This is a genomic window from Prauserella isguenensis (genome assembly GCF_014191605.1).
Lineage (GTDB): Bacteria > Actinomycetota > Actinomycetes > Mycobacteriales > Pseudonocardiaceae > Prauserella > Prauserella isguenensis.
Map to the genome: position 1 here is coordinate 391,021 of NZ_JACHWU010000003.1, position 20,697 is coordinate 411,717.

The 20,697-nt window shown below is 70.8% G+C and carries 17 protein-coding genes; 4 read left to right on the forward strand and 13 right to left on the reverse strand.

Annotation, left to right across the window (positions count from 1 at the left end; all coding sequences use genetic code 11):
* Positions 1–74 precede the first annotated feature (74 nt).
* Together FHS23_RS14545 and nadA are read right to left on the reverse strand one after the other, a co-directional pair.
* Positions 75–1,805, reverse strand: a complete 1,731-nt coding sequence (locus FHS23_RS14545) for an L-aspartate oxidase (RefSeq protein ID WP_183654937.1) — start codon at positions 1,803–1,805, stop codon at positions 75–77.
* Positions 1,802–2,839 carry a quinolinate synthase NadA gene (gene nadA, locus FHS23_RS14550; protein WP_183654940.1) on the reverse strand — a complete coding sequence of 346 codons (1,038 nt, stop codon included), beginning with the start codon at positions 2,837–2,839 and terminating at the stop codon, positions 1,802–1,804. Before nadA ends, FHS23_RS14545 begins: the two co-directional genes overlap by 4 nt.
* A gap of 83 nt (positions 2,840–2,922) precedes the next feature.
* Between nadA and FHS23_RS14555 the strand changes: the two genes are divergently transcribed.
* On the forward strand, positions 2,923–3,627 hold the full coding sequence (locus FHS23_RS14555; protein WP_221219614.1) for an NUDIX hydrolase: 705 nt from the start codon (positions 2,923–2,925) through the stop codon (positions 3,625–3,627).
* Positions 3,628–3,664: 37 nt separating this feature from the next.
* Positions 3,665–4,405 carry an LON peptidase substrate-binding domain-containing protein gene (locus tag FHS23_RS14560; RefSeq protein ID WP_183654946.1) on the forward strand — a complete coding sequence of 247 codons (741 nt, stop codon included), beginning with the start codon at positions 3,665–3,667 and terminating at the stop codon, positions 4,403–4,405.
* A gap of 42 nt (positions 4,406–4,447) precedes the next feature.
* Here the strand turns inward: FHS23_RS14560 and FHS23_RS14565 are convergent, their stop codons facing one another.
* The 7 genes from FHS23_RS14565 to FHS23_RS14595 all read right to left on the reverse strand — a co-directional run bounded on the left by FHS23_RS14565 (position 4,448) and on the right by FHS23_RS14595 (position 13,731).
* Positions 4,448–5,029 carry a DUF2567 domain-containing protein gene (locus FHS23_RS14565; protein ID WP_221219534.1) on the reverse strand — a complete coding sequence of 194 codons (582 nt, stop codon included), beginning with the start codon at positions 5,027–5,029 and terminating at the stop codon, positions 4,448–4,450.
* Positions 5,030–5,365: 336 nt separating this feature from the next.
* Entirely contained in the window at positions 5,366–7,651 is a 2,286-nt protein-coding gene (locus FHS23_RS14570) for a SulP family inorganic anion transporter (RefSeq protein WP_183654950.1), read from the reverse strand.
* Positions 7,652–8,088: 437 nt separating this feature from the next.
* Positions 8,089–9,243: a glycosyltransferase family 4 protein gene (locus FHS23_RS14575; RefSeq protein ID WP_183654953.1), complete on the reverse strand. Its 1,155-nt coding sequence runs from the start codon at positions 9,241–9,243 to the stop codon at positions 8,089–8,091.
* A 49-nt stretch (positions 9,244–9,292) separates the two neighbouring features.
* Positions 9,293–10,357 (reverse strand): NlpC/P60 family protein, encoded by a 1,065-nt coding sequence (locus FHS23_RS14580; RefSeq protein ID WP_183656087.1) that lies wholly within the window; start codon positions 10,355–10,357, stop codon positions 9,293–9,295.
* A gap of 529 nt (positions 10,358–10,886) precedes the next feature.
* Entirely contained in the window at positions 10,887–11,189 is a 303-nt protein-coding gene (locus FHS23_RS14585) for a hypothetical protein (RefSeq protein ID WP_343053944.1), read from the reverse strand.
* A gap of 99 nt (positions 11,190–11,288) precedes the next feature.
* Positions 11,289–12,755 carry an NYN domain-containing protein gene (locus FHS23_RS14590; protein ID WP_183654957.1) on the reverse strand — a complete coding sequence of 489 codons (1,467 nt, stop codon included), beginning with the start codon at positions 12,753–12,755 and terminating at the stop codon, positions 11,289–11,291.
* 157 nt (positions 12,756–12,912) lie between these two features.
* On the reverse strand, positions 12,913–13,731 hold the full coding sequence (locus FHS23_RS14595; protein ID WP_183654960.1) for an endonuclease/exonuclease/phosphatase family protein: 819 nt from the start codon (positions 13,729–13,731) through the stop codon (positions 12,913–12,915).
* A 346-nt stretch (positions 13,732–14,077) separates the two neighbouring features.
* Here FHS23_RS14595 and FHS23_RS14600 point away from each other — a divergent pair, with 346 nt between their 5' ends.
* Together FHS23_RS14600 and FHS23_RS14605 are read left to right on the forward strand one after the other, a co-directional pair.
* Positions 14,078–15,769 carry a DEDD exonuclease domain-containing protein gene (locus FHS23_RS14600; RefSeq protein WP_183654963.1) on the forward strand — a complete coding sequence of 564 codons (1,692 nt, stop codon included), beginning with the start codon at positions 14,078–14,080 and terminating at the stop codon, positions 15,767–15,769.
* 50 nt (positions 15,770–15,819) lie between these two features.
* On the forward strand, positions 15,820–16,104 hold the full coding sequence (locus tag FHS23_RS14605) for an Lrp/AsnC ligand binding domain-containing protein (protein ID WP_183654966.1): 285 nt from the start codon (positions 15,820–15,822) through the stop codon (positions 16,102–16,104).
* 97 nt (positions 16,105–16,201) lie between these two features.
* On the opposite strand, the gene qcrB is transcribed toward FHS23_RS14605, so the two are convergent.
* The 4 genes from qcrB to ctaE all read right to left on the reverse strand — a co-directional run bounded on the left by qcrB (position 16,202) and on the right by ctaE (position 20,543).
* Positions 16,202–17,875 carry a cytochrome bc1 complex cytochrome b subunit gene (gene qcrB, locus FHS23_RS14610; protein WP_183654969.1) on the reverse strand — a complete coding sequence of 558 codons (1,674 nt, stop codon included), beginning with the start codon at positions 17,873–17,875 and terminating at the stop codon, positions 16,202–16,204.
* Positions 17,872–19,017: a cytochrome bc1 complex Rieske iron-sulfur subunit gene (qcrA, locus tag FHS23_RS14615; protein ID WP_183654973.1), complete on the reverse strand. Its 1,146-nt coding sequence runs from the start codon at positions 19,015–19,017 to the stop codon at positions 17,872–17,874. Before qcrA ends, qcrB begins: the two co-directional genes overlap by 4 nt.
* Positions 19,018–19,019: 2 nt before the next feature.
* Positions 19,020–19,847, reverse strand: coding sequence for a cytochrome bc1 complex diheme cytochrome c subunit (qcrC, locus tag FHS23_RS14620; protein WP_183654976.1), 828 nt, complete (start codon positions 19,845–19,847; stop codon positions 19,020–19,022).
* A 66-nt stretch (positions 19,848–19,913) separates the two neighbouring features.
* The gene (gene ctaE, locus FHS23_RS14625) at positions 19,914–20,543 is read right to left on the reverse strand and encodes an aa3-type cytochrome oxidase subunit III (protein WP_183654979.1); all 630 of its coding nucleotides are present in this window, start codon (positions 20,541–20,543) and stop codon (positions 19,914–19,916) included.
* Positions 20,544–20,697: the final 154 nt, after the last annotated feature.

Genomic DNA, 20,697 nt, shown 5'->3' on the forward strand with positions numbered 1-20,697 from the left:
CTCCTGTCCGCATCGTTGGTGTCGCTGTGGTTGGTGTCGCTGTGGTTGGTGTCGCCGTGCTGGAGTCGCCGTGTTCACGCCGCCGCCAGGGCCGACGCCTCGGCCAGCACGGGCTGGCCGGACGGGCCCAGCCGGATCGTCCGACTGCGCCGCCAGGACACGTCGTCCCGGTCCGGGAAGTCCGTGCGGACGTGGCAACCCCGCGATTCGGTGCGCGCCGACGCGGCGGCCACGAGCGCCCGCGCCACCAGCGTCAGCGCGGCGTCCTCGACCCGCTCGCGTGTCCACCCGGCTGCGTGCGGTCCGGATTCGCAGGTTCTCCTCGCCGTCGCCAGGTCCAGGACGGATCCGGCGACGGCCAGGCCGTCCGCGTCACGACCGATCGCGGCGTACCGGCTCATCACACGCTGCACGTCGTCCCGGGGCGCGGACTCGAACGACGAGGCGTCCTCCCACGCGCCGGTCCCGGCCGCGGCGCCGTCCCCGGAGCGGACCGGCCTGCACGAGGCCAGGTCGGCCGCAACCGAGTCGGCCGCGCGCCTGCCGACGACGAGTCCTTCGAGAAGGCTGTTCGACGCGAGGCGGTTCGCACCGTGCAGACCGGTGCGCGCCACCTCGCCGACGGCGTAGAGGCCCGCGACGGGGGTACGCCCGTCGGTGCCCGCGACGACCCCGCCGCATGCGAAGTGCGCGGCGGGCGCCACCGGGATCGGCTCCGTCGCCGGGTCGATCCCCGTGGCAGCGCACGCGGCCAGCACGGTGGGGAACCGTGCGGCGAAGCCGTCGATGCCGGTCGCGTCCAGGAACACGTGGTCGTCGACACCGCCCGGCGCGGCGGCGAGGTGACGGATCACGGCCGCCGACACGACGTCCCGCGGCGCGAGGTCTGCCAGCGGGTGCACGCCCGCCATCACGCGCGCACCGGTGGCGTCCACGAGTACCGCGCCCTCCCCACGGACGGCCTCGGTGACGAGCGGGCGCCTGCCGCGCGCACCGGACGCGTACAGCACCGTCGGGTGGAACTGCACGAACTCCAGGTCGGCCACGGGGGCGCCGGCCCGCAGCGCGAGGGCCACCCCGTCACCGGTCGCGAGTTCGGGGTTCGACGTCGCGCCGTACAACTGGCCGAGCCCACCCGTGGCGAGCAGCAACGCGGGGGCGTGGACGATGCCCACCCGGCCCCGGTCGTCGAGCACCGTCACGCCTGCGACCCGCCCCGCCGGCGTGCGTACGGCGTCGACCGCCACGTGCCGTTCCAGTACCGGGACGTCGTCGGCCGCGGCCGCCACGAGGGCGCGCTGCACCTCGGCTCCGGTCGCGTCGCCGCCTGCGTGGATCACCCGCAGCGCGCTGTGCCCGCCTTCCCGCGTGCGTGCCAAGCCCGGTCCGTGCTCGGATCGGTCGAACACCGCGCCGAAGCGGCGGAGCCTGGCAACGGCCTCCGCTCCCCCGGCGACGATCTCCGCGACGGCCTCCGGGTCGCAGAGCCCGGCTCCTGCCGTCTCCGTGTCTTCGGCATGCGCGGCCACGCTGTCACGGCCGTCGCCCGGGGCACCGGCGACGCCGGGGACACCGTCCAGGACCGCGGCGATCCCGCCCTGTGCCCAGCGCGTGTTGCCGTCCTCGATCGCGCCCTTGGTGACGACGAGCACGCGCAGGCCGCGCTCGCGGAGCCGCACCGCGGCGCTCAACCCTGCGGCGCCGCTGCCGAGGACGACGACGTCCGCGGCGGCCTCCCACCGTGGACCGGGAAATCCGGTTTTCGCCTCTCGGTCGTTAACTGCGCCGGCCGCCGGGTCGCTCATTCGCCGCCACCCGGCGTGCCGATCTCGATCATCCGCCGCACCGACGCGCGGCCCCGTTCGGCGATCTCGGGTGCCACACGCACCTCGTCGGCGCCCTCCCGCAGCGACCGCAGCAGCGCCGCCGGGGTGATCATCTTCATGTAGCGACAGGACGCGCGGTCGTTGACGGCGCGGAAGTCGATCTCCGGCGCGGCCTTGCGGAGCTGGTGCAGCATGCCGACCTCGGTGGCCACCAGCACCGACTCCGCCTTCGTCTCACGCGCCGCGGTGAGCATGTCGCCGGTCGAGAGGATCTTCACGCGGTCCTCGGCGACAGCCCCCTCGCCCGCCAGATACAGCGCCGATGTCGCGCAGCCGCACTCCGGGTGGATGAACAGGTCGGCGCCGGGGTCTTCCTCCGCCCGCTCGGCCAGCTCGGGACCGTTGATACCGGCGTGCACGTGGCATTCGCCCGCCCAGATGTGCAGGTTCTCGCGACCGGTCACCCGCTTGACGTGCGCACCGAGGAACTGGTCCGGGCAGAACAGCACCTCGCGGTCGGCCGGGATCGACGCCACGACGTCGACCGCGTTCGACGAGGTGCAGCAGATGTCGGTCTCGGCCTTCACCTCGGCGGTGGTGTTGACGTACGAGACGACGACGGCGCCGGGGTGCTCGGCCTTCCACTCACGCAGCTGCTCACCGGTGATCGAATCGGCGAGCGAACAGCCGGCACGCGCATCGGGGATCAGCACGGTCTTGTCGGGCGAGAGCATCTTCGCCGTCTCGGCCATGAAGTGCACGCCGCAGAACACGATCGTCGACGCATCGCTCTCGGCGGCGATGCGGCTGAGGGCCAGCGAGTCGCCCGTGTGGTCGGCGATCTCCTGAATCTCGGGCAGCTGGTAGTTGTGCGCGAGCAGCACGGCGTCCCGCCGCTCCGCCAGGGAGCGGATCTCCTCCGCCCATGCCGCGTCCGCGGTCACGCCGCCGTAGGGCGTCAGGTCCGCTCCGGTGTCAGGGTCGCCGTTGATCGCCGTGTCGAGCGTCGGCATGTCGGGCCTCCGGTCCGTGCATTCCGTGGGTTTTCGCCTTACAATCGAAAACCGTGCGCTCCCATATTAACAGCCGCGACCCGCTGGCACACGAGGTTCTCGCCGCCGTCCTCCAGGTCCGCAGTGCGCGAGGGAGCGATCGGCCGCCGTCGTTGCAGGTCCTGCTGTGGCGGCGAGCCCTCGATCCACACCTCGGACGTTGGTCACTCCCCGGCGGCAGGCTGCGCGCCGACGAGGACGTCGAGACCTCCATCCGTCGCCAGCTCGCCGAGAAGGTCGACATCCGCCAGCTCCGGCACGTCGAACAACTCGCCGTGTTCAGCGACCCACGGCGCGTGCCCGGACCACGCGTGGTGGCCACGGCGTTCCTCGGCCTCGTGCCCTCCGACGTCGACCCCGAAGTCCCCGAAGACACCGCGTGGCACCCCGTCGAGGACCCGCCCCGCACCGCGTTCGATCACCGCGACATCGTCACCGGCGCCCGCGACCGACTCCGCGCGAAGCTCAGCTACACCAACCTCGGCTTCGCGCTCGTACCCCGCCGCTTCCCGATCTCCGTGCTCCGGGACCACTACTCGGCCGCGCTCGGCTACCGCGTCTCCGCGACCAACCTGCAGCGCGTCCTCTCCCGGCGCGGACTGCTCACCGACACCGGTGACACGGCGCCGTCCGGACGGAGCGGGGGCAGACCCGCCACGCTGTACTCGTTCGTCCACGACGACATGCAGGTCACCGATCCGTTCGCCGCCTTCAAACCACCCTCGGCCGGCAGGGCTCGGACCTCGTGAACGGGCGGTGTCCGGCGCGACGTCGTAACGTGAGGTCGTGGCCGACACGAGACCGGATGTCCAGCGGGAGACGCTGCCGTTGTTCCCGTTGCAAACCGTCCTCCTGCCGGGCACGTCGCTGCCGCTGCACGTCTTCGAACCGCGCTACCGCCAGCTGACCGCGGACCTGCTCACCGGCGCCGTCCCCGACCGGACGTTCGGCGTCGTGGCACTGCGCTCCCCGCTGCTGCGCGAAGTGGACGAACTCAACCACGTCCACACCATCGGGTGCGCCGCACGACTCGAGGAGGCGAAACCACTCCCCGACGGTCGCTACGACCTCACCACGACGGGCCTCCGGAGATTCGTGCTGCACGACATCGACACCCGGTCCGCCCCGTATCTCATCGGCACGGTGAGCCGACTGGACGACCTTCCCCTCGCGGGTGAATCGGACGACGACGAGGCCGCGGAGGATGCCGCGTCACGGTTGGGCGACCTGGCGCGGGCCGCACACCGGCGCTACTGCGACGCCGCGTGGCCGGAGGAGGGCAGGCGCACGCCCCCGTCCGACACCGATCCGGCCACGCTGTCCTACCTGCTCGCCGCGGACTGCCGGCTACCGCTCACCGACCGCCAGGCGCTGCTCGAACAGCGGGCCCCGCTTCCGCGCCTGCGGGAGGTGTGCCGGCTGCTCAACCGGGAGGCCGGATTCCGGTCGCTGTTGCGCGCGGTCCCGACGTCACTGCCCGACATGGACGGCGGCACCGGGGCGGGCGCGGCCGTGAGCCTCAACTGACGCACGCGCCGGTACCGGTCCGCTCACGCGGAGCGCGGAACGTCAGCCGAGCCTGCGCCCGAGGTCGTCGCGGCTGTTCCAGATCGCCGACATGCCGTACACGAGCGCGGTCGTCAGCGGCTGGGCGAGCACCGCCCAGCCGGTTTCGAGCACCGGTGCGGCCTCGACCACCGTGCCCACCTCGGGCGGTTCGGTGATCGCGTACCGGCCGCCCGCGAAGGACAGTCCCATCTGCATCGCCAACCACGCCGAGACCACCGATCCCAGCACCGCCGCGACGAGGATCACCGGTCCGCGCCGTTCGCGCAGGAGCCACACCACGAGCCCGACCGCGATCCCCGCGGCGAGCCCGAGGAGCAGGAACACCGCGAGCGCGTCGAACCGGTGCCAGCTCTCCAGCTGCAACGGAAGTTCACCCGCGGCGCCGCCCATCACGCGCATCCGCTGCGGGGGCGCCAGCAACGACCACAGCCAGCCGACGGGAATGCCCAGCAGCGCCACGAACGACACGACACTGATCGCGGGCAGCAGGTCCGCCTTCACGACCACCTTCGGCCGCTCGACACGCACGCCTTCGAGCGCCAGCGCCGACCATGCGGGCTGCTCGGTCCGCTGCTCCGACAACGGGCGTCCTCCTCGCTGCTGCGCTGTCCTCACCGTGGGTGCCGTCACATGCGCTGTGCCGTCACGTGCGCTGTTCGTCACATGCGCTGTGCCGTCACCGGAACGCGTTCTCCTCGGGGAACGCTCGGAGCCACCGGGTGGCGGCTCCCCGTGTCACGACCGGCCGCGCCATTCGCGGGGGTCTCCGCCGGGGTCGCCGGCAGGAGACCTCACGCGATGGCCGCGGCCTCGGCGGCGGAAGCGATCATCGTCCCCGCCGCCGGTCGGCGTCGGCGCGGCCGGGAACGCCGCGTGCCGACTCCGTGGTCGACACTAGCCCGCCCGCGCCGACCGCCGTCACCGGGCCTGCGCAGCGCCGTGCACGCCCGCGGGTTCGAAGTTGCTCGTCGTCGGATCCAGCAGGTAGACTTGCGCGTTGCCGAGGTCGAGGTACATACCCGTCAACGTCAGTTCCCCGCGTTCTACGGCAGCCCGCACCAACGGCGACTCCCGCAGGTGATCGAGCTGCTGGAGCACGTTGTGCAGGGCCAGTGCGTCACCCGGGTGTGCGGGCTCGGCACCGTCGAGGCGTACCGGTGCCGCCTCACGGCTGCGCGCCAGGCCCGCCTCACCGTGCTCGAGCCAGCCCGCGAGCCCTGCCAGGCCTTCCGGCGTGCCGTCGAGCAGCGCCCGCATCGCACCGCACGAGGAGTGCCCGCACACCACGACCTCACTCACGCCGAGCACGCCGACGGCGAATTCGACCGACGACCACACTGCGGCACCGTCGCCCGAGTGCCGTTCGTGCGGCGGGACGAGGTTGCCGACGTTGCGGACGGTGAACATGTCTCCGGGGCCGCTCGTGGTGATGACGTTCGGGACGATGCGCGCGTCAGCGCACGTGATGAACAGTGTGTGCGGGTGCTGCCCGGCGGCCAGCCTGCTCATCGTGTCGCGCACGAGTGGTGCCGTGCGGGCCTGGAACTCGGAGGTGCCGCGGCGCAGCGGTGCCTGGCGCTGGTCCGGGATCCGCACCTCCGGCAGTGGCTCCTCGGGCGCGCCGTCCCGTGCCATCCACTCCGACCATGGCGCAAGCCACCGCGGGACGGCCGCGCCGGCACGGTCCTTGCGGACGATCGGGCTGCCGCCCTTGCCGCGTGCGAACCACGGGTGGCCGACCTCGTCGACGATCACGCGGCCGCCCGTGCGCTCGTGGGCCTCCTGCCAGCTGTGCAGGCAGTCGAACGCGGCGTGGTCGAGGTAGTCCACGACGAGCTCCAGCGTCACGGTGGAGCGCTCGGGAAGTCCATTGAGGACGGCCGAGAGCCGCGGGACGGACAGGAACGTCAGCGCACCCTCGATGACGACCCGGCGCGTGTCGCCCGCCCCCTCGGCATGCGCCCCGGACCACATCGTGCGGTGGAGCATGAGCAGCACGGAGAGGCCGATGCCGATGAGCACGCCCGAGAGCAGATCGACGAGCACCACGCCCGCCACGGTCACGAGGTACAACGACAGGTCGCCGTGGCGCAGGACCTCGCGGATGTGGGCGGTGTTGACCAGCTTGGCGCCGACGTGCACCAGCAGGCCCGCGAGTGCGGCGAGGGGGATGCTCTCGATCAATGTCGCGAGCAGCGCGGTGAACAACAGCACCCACACGCCGTGCAGGATGGCCGACGCGCGCGTCCGTGCACCGGTGGCGACGTTCGTGGAGCTGCGGACGATCACGCCGGTGATCGGCAGGCCCCCCAGCGTGCCCGACGTCATGTTGCCGAGGCCTTGGCCGATGAGTTCGCGGTCGAAGTTGCCGCGCTTGCCGGTGTGCATCTTGTCGACGGCGACGGCCGACAGCAGGGATTCGATGCTGGCGATCAGCGCGATCGTCAGCACGGCGACGGCGAACTCGGTCCAGTCGCCGTCGGGCAGTTCCGGGGCGAACCGGATGTCGAGCACGTTGCCGGGCAGGTCCACGCGTTCGGCGGACGAACCGGTCGCGACGGCGAGGACGGTCACCACCACGATGGCGGCGAGCGGCGCGGGAACCTTGCGGACCGCCGCGGGAAGCTTGCTCCACACGAGCAGGATGCCCAGTGTCAGTAGTCCGAGGAACGTGGCCGGCCCGTGCAGGTCGAGCAGCTGGCCGGGCAGCTGCAGGATGTTGTCGACGGCGGAGCTGTTCGAGTCTCCGCCCAGGACGACGTGGAGCTGGCCCAGCACGATCGTGATGCCGATACCCGCCAGCATGCCGTGGACGATCGCGGGCGAGATGGCGAGCGCGGCCCTGGCGATCCTGCTCAGTCCGAACAGGACCTGCAGCAGACCCGCCGCCACGGTGATGGCACACGTGACCGCCCAGCCGAACTGGTTGATCGTCTCGGCCATGACCACGGTCAACCCGGCGGCCGGGCCGCTGACCTGCAGTGGCGATCCTCCCACGGAGCCCGCCACGATGCCGCCGACCACGGCGGCGATCAGTCCGGCGACGATCGGCGCGCCGGAGGCGAGCGCGATGCCCAGTGACAGCGGCACGGCGACGAGGAACACCACGAGCGAGGCCGGCACGTCGTAACGCAGCACCGTGCGCCACCACGGCACGGCATCAGCCTCCTGCTGGTCGCTTTCCTGACCGGTCTTCAGCGTCATTTGAAACGGCCTCCTCGAGGTCGGGTGAATTCCCCCGCGCATGTTTCGCAGGGGTAATGGCGCTCGGTCGACGGCGACCACGGACGCGTCGTCGCGGAACGGCCGGCACTCAACCGGCGGGCCGCGGCGTCCGCGCGCGTTTCGAGTACCAACACCAGGTACCAGAGGAACGCGCCGAGTGTCCGCCTCGGCAAGGATTCTCATGGCGTGCTCGCGTGCACGTCACTCCACAGAGGACAGCCGGACACGTAGATCAACATCTACGGGTGGCCCGACACTCACCCGATGAACGGACTTTCCGGAGGGCCCGATTACCGTTCGAATCCGAAAGCCCGGGAACACAATGAACAAAACCGGTTCGAGTGAATTTTGACGCCCAGCAGGGCGAGAAACACCGTGCTCATCCGGAAAACCCGGGCGATCTCAATGCTTGAGACTCAGGTCCGGGATCCGAGACGACCGTCGAGCAGCGTCTCGAGGCGCCGGGCGAGCACGTCCCAGCGCCAGTGCTCGCTCACCCACCGGCGTCCCGCCTCTCCCATCGCACGGGCCCGCACCGGGTCGGCCAGCAGCGCCGAGAGCGTGTCGACGAGCTGCTCGAGGCGCCTGCCGTCGACGACGTGTCCGGTGACCTCGTCGAGCACCGTCTCCGGTGCACCCCCGGAGTTCCCCGCGACGACCGGCAACCCGGTCGCCGACGCCTCCAAGTACACGATGCCCAGTCCTTCGACGTCGAGTCCCTTGCCGCGCGTCCGCGCGGGCATGGCGAACACATCGCCCGCCGCGTAGTGCGCGGGCAGTTCCTCGGCGGGCACCGATCCGGTGAGGACGACGTCGTCGGCGACCCCCAGTTGCTGTGCCAGGGACCCCAGCTGACCGCGGTACGGACCACCCCCGACGACCAGCAGCGCCGCCCCAGGCACCCGCTCCCGGATCGCGGGCAGCGCGCGGATGAGCATGTCCTGCCCCTTGCGCGGGACGAGCCGGGACACACAGACCACGGTCGGACGGTCGCCCAGCCCGTACCGGGTGCGCAGCTCGTCGCGGGCCGCGGCGTCGGGGCGGAACGTCTCCGGGTCGACCCCGGACGGCAGGTGTTCCAGACCGGCGAAACGGCCGAACGCAGCGGCGAACCGCTTGCGCGTGTAGTCGCTGACGTAGGTGACGACGTCGGTGGTGTCGCCGATCCGCCGCAGCGCCTGCCGCGCGGCGGGAAGCATGGACCAGCCGACCTCGTGGCCGTGGGTCGAGGCGACGACGCGGCGCGCACCCGCGGCCCGCAGCGGCGCACCCAGCAATGCGAGCGGGGCGGCGGCGCCGAACCACACGGTGTCGCACTCGCGCGAGGCCACGAGCTCCTTCGCACGCCGCAGCACGTCCGGTGTCGGCAGCATCAGCGCCGTGGGGTGGCGGACCACCTCGTAGGGCTGGCGCGCGTCGAACGCACTCGACGAGCCGGACGCACGCTCCCAGGCCGGCGCGTACACGACGAGGTCCTCGGAAGGCAGCCGCGAGGTGAAGGCCTGCAGATAGGACTGGATACCACCGGGCCGGGGCGGGAAGTCGTTGGTCACCAGGAGCGTGCGGCGCATGGTGACAACGCTATCCCGCCCCGGCCCGGGCGGTGTGCGGGTGTGCGGGTCAGGCGACCCGGACGGCCCCGCTGTATTCGTCCTGCAGCGGGCCGACCTTGACCGGCTCGCCCTCGGTCGGCGCGTGGACCATCTGGTCGTCGCCGATGTAGATGCCCACGTGGTACGCGGGCGACCCGGAGAACACGAGGTCGCCGGGCTTCAGCTGGTCACGGGACACCGGGGTGCCCCCACTGGCCTGCTGGTCCCGCGCCGTCCGCGGGATCGAGATACCCGCCGCGTCGTACGCGTAGGACGTCAGGCCGGAGCAGTCGAACGATTCCGGGCCGGTGGCGCCCCAGCTGTACGGCTTGCCGATCTGCGCCATCGCCGTGTCCACGGCGGTCTGGGCGGCCGGGCCGGGAGCCGTCACGGGGCCGACGTCCGGGCCGGTGTCCTCGAGCGTCGCCTGCTCCGACTCGTTCAGCATCCCGGAGGCCTCGCGGACCTCCGCGATCTTCTCGTCGAGGGCCTCCTTGCGCGCGGCGATGTCGCTCTCGAGCTTCGCCGCGGCGTTCTTGGCCTTCGCCGCCTGGTTACGCGCCTGCTGCGCCTTCTGCTCCGCCGCCGCGGCACTGTTGACCGCACCGCGGAGCTTGGTCAGCGCCCTGTTGCGGTCCTCCGCCAGTACGTCCAGCGCCGACGAACGCTCCAGGAAGTCCTGCGCGGAGTCACCGGTCAGCAGTGCCGACATCTTGTTCATTTGCGAACCGCTGGCGAACGACGCACCGGCGAACCGGTCGACGTCCTTGCGGTAACGCTCCTCGTTGGCGGAGGCACGCTGCTTCGCCTGCTTGGCGTTGTTCAGGCGCTTCTTCGCGTCGCCCAGTTCGCCCTGCTTCTTCTCGAGGTCGCTCTGCGCCTGCAGATGCCGCTCGTTCAGCTTCTCCGCCTTCTCCGAGAGCTCGTAGTACTTGTCGAGCGCCTCGGACTGCGTCTGCTGCTGTGAAGCCGGGGGGGTTTGGAGGGCGGGGTTGGGGGAAGCGGTCGCCGGTGACTGGAAGGTGACAACCGCGACGACGGCGGATGCCGCCAGCGCGCTCGAGATCACGCGCTTCACGGGCTGCGACTGCACGTCGCTCATGTCTCCTCTGCGGTAAGGCCGCCTACCGGTCGATCGGCCAGGTGAGGTCGGGGGCCCTCACCACGACCGGGCCCAGGGGTGACCACGACGTCCGGATGCGACATCCGGCACCGATGTGTCTCCGCGTTCGGCCCCGTCACACTACTGTGCGTGACGTCCGGCGCAGCTCCCCGACAAAAGCTGCTCTCGGCGGCGATCCCGCGTCGCCGAACATGGGGAACGGCTACCTGACGCGAAATCTCGGCCAGGTTACGAAACCCCATCGGCCACGTCCAGCGACCCCCGCATGTGATTCGTCGACCGCAGAGCCCGACACGTTCGGACCAGCGGTTCCGCAGTTGCTGTGACCGGTCTTACACAGCGCATCCGAAGTGGTCGCAACCGTTCACCTGATTGGTTGGACCGCTCACCGCACGACGAATGACGTCGCTCGACGACCGCGAGACCGCGCGCGGCGGCACGACGGTGCCACCGTGGGTGGCCCGACGGCGCGGCGCCGCCTCCGCAGCGACCCACGTGATCAGCCTGCGCGCCTGCCGTCGTCGGTCGGCTCCCCGGTCTCGACCGGCTCCACCGGAACGAGGCGCAGGTGCGGAACCATGCCACCGTCCGCCAGCGCGTCGACGGGCCGGCGTTCCGTCTCGTCCCACCGCAGCTCCGGAGGAGGACCGAGCAGCACACTGACGACACAGTCGCGGCACGCATCGCCCCGCACCCGGCACCGGTCACAGTCGATGATCAGCTCATCGTCGGCGTTCCCGTGCTCGGCGTCCCCGTGCTCGGAGTGCCCGTGGTGTGGACGTTCGTTCCCCTGTCGTTGCATGTCGCGCACGGTAGAGCCCGCCACCGACAGGAACGCGCCGCGAACCGTCGGCCACGGTGACGCACGTCTCGCAACGGTCACGCGGTCGGCGACCGGACCTCACGTGCGGCCGAGCCGCGTGAGCAGCACGTGCGACGGCACCGCGTGGGCACCACTGCGGCGCACGGCAGTGACGACCTCCTGGTCGGACGTCGCCACGATCACGGGCCGTCCGTGCGGTTCGGCGGCCACGAGATCGCGGATGACGTCGTCGGCGAGCACGCCCGGCTCGGAGAACAGCACCCGCACGCCGCGCGGGTTCGCGGCGGGGACCGACGTCACGCCCGCGCCGTCGAACACGACCGTGACCTCGGCGCCCACCCTCGCCTGCAGCGCCCCGAGCTGGCCCACCAGCCGCGACCGCTGCTCGGCCAGAGGCAGCTCGGCGTATCCGGTCTTGGTGACGTTGTAGCCGTCCACCACGAGGTGAACCGCGGGCAGGCGGAGCAGCCTGCCGAGCGCTTCGGCGTCGGCGATCCGCTCGGCCGCCTTCGTGGGCCCCGCGGTGCCTGCGACGGTGTCCGCGGGCGCCGCGCCCGTTCCCGTCTCGCCGAGGGCGAGTTCCCGGCGCAGGCCTTCGGCGGCGCCTCCGAGGGTGTCCAGCAGCAGCCGGAGCCGCACCTCGTCGGCGGCGCGGGCCTCCTGGGCGGACCGGCGGGCCGCTTCGGCGTCGGCGACCGCCCGTTCGGCCCGGGTGCGTTCGGCGGCCGCGCGTTCGCGTTCCCGCGCGAGTTCCTCGGCCAGCCGCTGCGCCTCGCCGCCGCGGGCACCGGTGGCCTGCTCGACGTCCCTGCGGGCCCGCTCGGCCGCGTCGCGCGCCTCCCGCAGTTCCTGCCCCTGCTTACGCAGGCGGCCGCGGAGCTTGTCGAGCTGGTCGGTCCGTTCCTCCCTGGCGCGCTCCACGTCGGCGCGCGCGGTCGCGAGTTCCTCGCGGGCCTCGACCAGCTCGGCCTCGAGTTTGCGCACCCGCGCGAGGGCCGCGTCCCGTTCGGACCGCAGCGAGGCGTCCTCGGCGCGGCGCGCCACATCCCGCACCTTCGCCGCGGCGTCCTGCTCGCCCAGCAGCAGGGCCACCGCGGCCGTCGTCGCCGGATCGGCCTCCGCGCTGACGTCGAGCGCCTCGGGCCGATGGGTGCGCGTCCATTCGACGACCGCGGTGCGGAACCGTGCCGACTCGCGCAGCCCGGCCAGCAACGCCGACGCACCCGAACCCGCCCGTTTCGCCGGAGCGAACCGTGCGACCGGCCGCACCCGCTTCGGCACGTCCGCCGCAGGGAGCGTGCTCAGCGCCGCCGCGGCGAGTTCTGCGAGGCGTTCCCGCACCGGATCGGGCAACGCACCCCAGTCGACGGTCTCGTCCCGGCCGGCATCACACGCCGTTCCCGTACCGTCGGAAGCGGACCGCCGCACGTCCTCCCGAGCCTGCTCCGGCGCGGGTTCGGAGACCGCGCCGCCTGCGGAACCGGCCCCCTGCTCGGGGCCGGACCGGCCCCCCGACGGGTCGGGACGGTGCGACGACGGTTGCATCCGTCCAGCTTAGGTTCCGGACGCCGCGCGCCCGCACACCCCGGCGCCCGTCCTCGTGTGGGCGCTGCCGGCTCACGACGTCGCCGTGCCGGCCGCCGCGACGCCGCGCCGGTGCCGACTCGCCGACGCCGCCCGGACCGAATCCGAACGACCGGAGTCAGCCGAGGTCGAGCTCCGCCACGACCGGGAGGTGATCGCTCGCCTCCGGTTCGTCGTCGAGCACCCGCGCCGACACGGGGGTCACGTCGCCAGCCGTGTACACGTAGTCGATGCGTTTCTCCGGCGCCTGCGACGGCAACGTCGCCCCGTCGCCCTCGCCCACGGCGGGCCAGACGTCGGTCAGCGTCCGGTCGAGCGGCGCGAGCTCGGGCGCACCCGGCTCGGCGTTGAGATCCCCGACGAGCACCGCTCGCCGGGTGTCCCCGATGAGGTCGGCGATCTGCCGCCCCTGCTCCGTGCGGTCGGACTGGGACGATGCCGCGAGGTGTGTGTCGTAGACGTGGACGCGCTCGCCGCGGATGTTCACCTCGGCGTGCAGCAGACCCCGCTGCTCCTGGTCGGGCGAACGGTGCAGGTGGGTGTTCGAGGAGTCCACGATCGGGTACCGCGACAGGATCGCCGTGCCGTACTGGACCCGCGGCGTGCCCGGCGCGGGCGGTGGATTGTCGATGTTGGCTCCGAACACCACGTGGTAGCCCAGTCGCTTCGCCAGCAGCCGTGCCTGGTCGGCCCACTCGCTGCGGTCCGAGTAGTGCCGGTCGACTTCCTGCAGACCCGCCACATCGGCGCCGCTGCGCTCGATCACGCGGGCGATACGGTCCAGATCGAGCACGCCGTCGGCACCTTCGGCGTGGTGGATGTTGAACGACAGGACCGTGAGCTCCCGCTGCTCCGCCGACGCCGGAGTGACCGCGCCGGCCGTCATCCCGACCGTCATCAGTACCGCCGCCAACCACCGCAGTGCCCGCATCCGCATGCCTCCAGGTTCGCCTCGGGCTCTCGCTGTCGACGGTGATCCTCGCCGAACAGAGCGGCCACGCGATGAGGCCAGGATGAACGCACGCGGAAGATCCCTCCCCGACTACCGCTCGGCACCGCACACGGACGCGTCCCCGACTACCCCGCCCCGGCCACCGCGATACCGGCGGACAGCCACGGATCACTGCATCGTGGGTCACGGCACCATCGCTCACCGGCGCCCTCGATCATGGGCTCCGTCGATCAGGGGCGCCGTCGATCAGGAGCGCCGTCGATCACACGTCCTCGGCGATGAGTTCACCGGAGCCGGGGATTGTCGGGGCCCGCCCCTACAGTGCGCGGCCATGCAGCTGGCTTTCGACGAACTGGGCACCCCGCTGCGCGACGTCACCTTCGTGATCGTCGACCTGGAGACCTCGGGCGGCGCGCCCGGCCCGGACGGGATCACCGAGATCGGCGCCGTGAAGATCCGCGGAGGTGAGGTGCTCGGTGAGTTCGGGACGCTCGTGGACCCGCGCACGACGATCCCGCCGCAGATCGTCGAACTCACCGGGATCACCACGGCGATGGTCCAGTCCGCACCACCGATCGACCAGGTGCTGCCCGCCTTCCTCGAATTCGCCGCCGGGGCCGTGCTGGTGGCCCACAACGCCGGGTTCGACACGCGGTTCCTGCGCGCCGCCTGCGAGGGCCACGGCTACACATGGCCGAAACCGGCCGTCGTGTGCACACTCACGCTCTCGCGACGAGTGCTCTCGCAGGCCGATACGCGGTCGCATCGGCTGTCGGCCCTCGCCCGGCTCTTCGGGGCCCGCACCACGCCGACGCACCGTGCGCTGGACGACGCCCGCGCCACCGTCGACGTGCTCCACGGTCTACTGGAGCGCGTCGGCCCGCTCGGCGTGCAGTCGCTGGAGGAGCTGCTCGACTTCCTGCCCGACGTCACGCCTGCCCAGCGGCGCAAACGCACCCTCGCGGCGGATCTGCCGGAGACACCCGGGGTGTACCTGTTCCGCGGACCGAACGACGAGGTGCTGTACGTCGGCACCGCCCGCAACATCCGCAGGCGCGTCCGGCAGTATTTCACCGGTTCCGAGTCACGCGGCCGCATGCGCGAGATGGTGGCGCTGGCCGAACGGGTCGACGGCATCGAATGCGCCCACGCCCTCGAGGCGCAGGTACGGGAACTGCGACTGTTGGCCGCGCACCGGCCTGCCTACAACCGGCGTTCGAAGAACCCCCACAGCCACTGGTGGATCGTCCTCACCGACGAGGCGTTCCCCCGGCTGTCGGTCGTCCGGTCCGAACGAGACGGAGCGCTCGGACCGTTCGGTTCGCAGGCACGAGCCAGAACCGCCGCCGACACCCTTGCCGGCGCCACCGGCCTGCGCACCTGCACGCAACGCATCCCCGCCCGCGCCCCGCAGGGGACACCGTGCGTGCTGGCCGAACTCGGGCGGTGCGGCGCGCCATGCGCGGGCAGGCAGAGCGTCGACGAATACGCCCACGCACCGCGGCAGATCGCCGACCTCGTCGCCGGAACAGGCGACACTCCCCTGCACGCCGCCCGCGCCCACATCGACACGCTCGCCGGAGACGGCCACTTCGAGCAGGCCGCGCGCCGACGGGACGAACTCGTCACGCTGCTGCGCGGCGTCGGGCACGCGCACCGGCTCAGTGCGCTGGCGGCGATCGAGGAGCTGGTCGCCGCCGCACCGGACGGCACCGGCGGATGGGAGTTCGCCGTCATCCGGCACGGCAGGCTCGCCTCCGCGGGTGTGGCCCGCCGTGGCACGCCGCCCATGCCCGTCGTCGACGCACTCGTCGCCTCCGCGCAGACCGTCCTGCCGTCGCCGGGGCCGCTGCGCGGCGCTCCCGCGGAGGAGACGGGCGTGCTGCTGCGGTGGCTCACCACACCCGGCAGGCGACTGGTGCGCACCTCACGGCCGTGGTCCGAACCCGTCCACGGCGCGGGCGGCTGGGCACCGTGGCTCGACAAGGTCGCCACTGCGGCGACACTCGAGAACATCGGCTGACCCGCGACTACGATCGCCCCCATGACAGTCCGTTCCCCCAGGAGGCCAGTGTGATCACCGCGATCGTCCTCATCAGCGCAGCAGCCGACCGGATTCCCGAAACGGCACAGGAGATCGCGGACATCGAGGGCGTGTCCCAGGTCTACTCGTGCGCGGGCGACGTCGACCTCATCGCCATCGTGCGCGTGGCCTCCCACGAAGACCTGGCGGCGCTCATCCCCGCCAAGATCAGCAAGGTCGACGGGGTCGTGAACACCGACACCCACATCGCCTTCCGCTCGTACTCCAGCGCGGACACCGGCACGGCGTTCGAACTCGGCATCGAGTCCGTCTGACCCGACCTTCGGGCTGCAACGACCCGGTCGCGACAGCCCACACACGACAGGGAGCCCCCAGTCACCAGGACCGGGGGCTCCCCTTCTGTTTCCGTGGTTACTCGCGCGACGAGCCTGCGGGCGTCTCGGACTCCTCCGAGTCCCCCGACTCCAGCTCGCGGGCACGCTGCTGCCGTTCGTGCTCGGCGTGCGCGGCCTCGAGCGCGGCGGTCTCGTCCGGCGGATCCGGCGACCACCAGCCGCCGGGCACCGGAGAACCGGCCGTGCCCAGCTTGTTCATCTTCTTCGGCACCGGAGCGCCCTGGTACTCGAGCGGCACCGCGTGACCGTGGTCGTCGACCGGGCCCAGCGGCTGGTGCAGCTCGATGAACTCACCGTGCGGCAGACGCTTGATGATGCCGGTCTCCAGGCCGTGTTCCAGCACCTCCCTGTCGGACCGTTGCAGGCCGATACAGATCCGGTAGGTGATCCAGTACGACAGCGGTGGCAGCAACAGGATGCCGATGCGGCCCATCCACGTCGTCGCGTTGAGCGAGATGTCGAACGCGAACGCGAAGATGTCGTTGAAGCCGGACATCTCCAGCACCATGAAGAACGTCAGCGCCATGACGCCGAGGCTCGTGCGTACCGGTGCGTCCCGCGGCCGCTGCAACAGGTTGTGGTGCGCGGTGTCCTTCGACAGTTTTCGCTCGATGAACGGGTACGCGATGAACACCGTGAACAGGATGCCCATACCGATCGCACCGGCGAAGAACACCGGCGGCACCGTGTAGTTGCCGAGATACAGCTCCCACGCAGGCCAGATCCGGAGAATGCCGTCGGCCCAGGCCATGTACCAGTCCGGCTGGGACCCGGCCGACACCTGTGACGGGTTGTACGGTCCGATGTGCCAGACCGCGTTGATCTGGAACAGACCCGACATCAGCGCGATCAGACCCGTGACGACTGCGAAGAAGGCACCGGCCTTGACGGCGAACACCGGGACGATCCGGACGCCGACGACGTTGGTCTCCTTGCGCTTCTTGCCCGGGAACTGGGTGTGCTTCTGATACCACACGAGTGCCAGGTGCACGGCGACCAGCGCGAGCATGATGCCCGGGATGAGCAGGATGTGGAGCGTGTACATCCGCGGCACGATCACCGTGCCGGGGAACTCGCCACCGAACAGTGCCCAGTGCAGCCAGGTGCCCGCCACCGGCACCGACAGCACGATGCCGGACAGCGTCGCGCGGATACCCGTACCGGAGAGCAGGTCGTCCGGCAGCGAGTAGCCGAAGAAGCCTTCGAACGCACCCAGGATCAGCAGCAGGGCACCGATGATCCAGTTGGCCTCACGGGGCCGGCGGAACGCACCGGTGAAGAACACGCGGAGCATGTGCACGACCATCGCCGCGACGAAGATCAGCGCGGCCCAGTGGTGCACCTGGCGCACGAACAGCCCGCCCCTGACCTCGAACGAGATCTCGAGCGTGCTCGCCATCGCGCGGGACATCTCGATGCCCTGCAGGTTCTCGTACGGCCCGTCGTAGACCACTTCGGCCATCGACGGGTCGAAGAACAGCGTCAGGTAGACGCCCGACAGGATGACGACGATGAAGCTGTAGAGCGCGATCTCCCCGAGCAGGAACGACCAGTGCGTCGGGAAGACCTTGTTCATCTGGTGCCGCAGGCCCTTGGACAGCACATACCGCTGGTCGGCGTTGTTCGCCGCCTCGGAGGCGTGCTGTGCGAGAGCGCTGGAGCCCTTGGTCGGTGTCGTCAGTGAGCTCATGACTTGCGCTCCCAGTAACCGGGTCCGATCGGCTCGATGAAGTCGTGCCGGGCGATCAGGTAACCGTCGGTGTGCACCGTGATGGGCAGCTGGGCCAGTGCGCGCGTCGCCGGACCGAACACCGGCTTGGCGTACTGCAGCGCGTCGAACTGCGACTGGTGACACGGGCACAGGATGCGGTTGGTCTGCTGCTCGTACAGCGACGTCGGGCAACCGACGTGGCTGCAGATCTTCGTGAAGGCGTAGAAGTCGCCGTAGTTGAAGTCCTCCTGGCCCTTGCGCTTCACCACCTCGGCGGCGTCGCCCGGGCGCAGCCGGATCAGCATGACCGGGTTGTCGGACCGGCGCACGGCGTGCAGGAGCGCCTCGTGGTCCCCACGCTCGGACTCGCGGAAGGGGAACACCGTCTCCATGCCGCCCGCGTCGATCTCCTCGGGGCGCACGAGCGATACCTCGTTCGCGTCACCGGTGTGACGGCGCAGGTAGACGATCTCGCCCGGGTGCTGCTTCTGCCAGCCCGTGTGGACCAGGCCGTCCTTGTTGTCCGCGTTGTCGTGCGGGTCCTTGATGAAGGACGCCACCGGCAGCGCGACCACGCCCAGGCCCAGCGCGCCGACGCCGAGACCGGCCGTGCGCTTGATCATCGACCGGCGGCCGATGGTCGCGCGGTCCCCGGCGTCGGCCAGGTGCGCGACGATGGTCTTGCGGTCGACCTCGGCCGACCCCTCGCCCATGTTGTCGCTGCGCTGCTGGATCGCGACCTCGTTCGGGATGAACTTCTTCGCGTACAGCAGCGCGCCGAAAGCGATCGCCAGCACCGAGACGCCGAGCGTGATGCCCAGCACCGGCGTGTACAGGCTGTACCAGAAGTGCGCGGACTCGTCGGTCCTCGGCTCGTACCGCCACGGCCACCAGATGAGCGCCACGACGAACGCCAGACCGGCGAGCGCGGCGACGAGGAACCACAGCGCCACGGCGCGCTCGGCCCGCTTCTCGGCCTTCGTGCCCTTGACCGGCCACGGGTCCGGGTAATCGACGATCTCGACACCGTCCAGCTGGCCACCCAGCTTGACGAGGTCGTCCCGGCCCATCGCCGCGAGTTCCTCGTCCGAAGGACGGGGTCCTGGCTCGTTGCCACTCATGCCTATGCCCTCGATCCAATCCACAGGGTGGCGCCGATCAGAGCGCCGATCCCCACGACCCACGCGATGACACCTTCCGAAGCCGGTCCGAGGCCGCCCAGCGAGTTACCACCCGGCTGGTTGTTGCCGTCGCTGACCGATTTCACGTAGGCGACGATGTCCTTCTTCTCTTCGGGTGTCAGCTGCCGGTCCGAGAACTTCGGCATGTTCTCCGGCCCGGTCTGCATCGCGGTGTAAATCTCTTTCTCGCTCGCGGGTCCGAGCTCCGGCGCGTACTTGCCGGACGACAGCGCACCGCCCTGACCGGTGAAGTTGTGGCAGGACGCGCAGTTGAGGCGGAACAGCTCACCGCCGCGGGCCGGGTTCTCGCCCTGCAGCTGCTCGCCGTGGCCCTCGGGGCTCTGCGGCCCGCCGCCGTGCGCCTGGATGTAGGCACCGAGCGCGTCGATCTCGGCGGGCGTGTACTTCGCGGGCTTGCGCGCGGCCTGCGCCTCCTGGCGCACCAGCGGCATCCGGCCGCTGGAGACCTGGAAGTACACCGAGGCCTCGCCGACGCCGATCAGGCTCGGCCCCTTGTCCTTGACGCCCTGCAGGTTCGACCCGTGACACGAGATGCAGGTGTTGTTGTAGATCTGCTCGCCCTTGCGCAGCTGGGCCGGATCGGACTGCGCCTCTGCGGTCTGCGGCTCCGGCGCGAACACGGCGTACATGCCGCCCGCACCGATCAGCGCCATCGCGAGCGCGGCGAATCCGGCGACCCGCCTGCGGAACTTCGAGCGGCGGCCCGCTCGCCGGTCGCCCGCCGCTGCGGGCTTCTTCGTGGAGGTCATCTTCTGCGGCAACCCTTGCTGTCAGTTCGGCCGTACTGGGGAGAACGGATCACAGTGGTCAATGCGTCAGGGGACGATGTAGATCACCGCGAACAGGCCGATCCACACGATGTCGACGAAGTGCCAGTAGTACGACACGACGATGGCCGAGGTGGCCTGCGCCGGTGTGAACTTGCTCAACTTCGTCCGGATGAGCAGGTAGACGAACGCGATCAGACCGCCGATGACGTGCAGGCCGTGGAAGCCGGTCGTCATGTAGAAGACGGTGCCGTAGGCGCCGGAGGGGATCGTCACACCCTCGCTGATCAGCGTCAGGTACTCGCCCGCCTGGCCGAGCACGAAGACCGTGCCCATGAGCAGCGTGATCAGATACCAGCGGCGCAGGCCGAAGACGTCACCGCGTTCGGCGGCGAACACGCCGAACTGACAGGTGAACGACGACGCCACCAGGATCGCCGTGAACGGCAGCGCGTAGGCGATATCCAAGTGGATCAGCTCGCCGGTGGCCTCGTTCACCGGTGGCCAGTGCCCGGTGTCGTTCTGCGCCTTGACCGTGAAGAACATCGCGAACAGCCCGGCGAAGAACATGAGCTCGCTGGACAGCCAGACGATGGTCCCGACGCTGACCATGTTCGGCCGGTTCAGCGAGTGCACTCGCTGGCTGATGTTGGGAGCTGCCGTTGTCACGAGTCGCATTATGTCTCTTCGCCTCCCGGCCGTGCAGCCCGGGTCCTACGGAGAGTCGTGGAAACCTCGGGATCGCCTGGTGATCACCTGGGTCTGGCGAGGTCGGGACGGTTAACATCGACGCGCGGCGGCAACGAGGCCGCCCGAACGCCCGACATGGAGG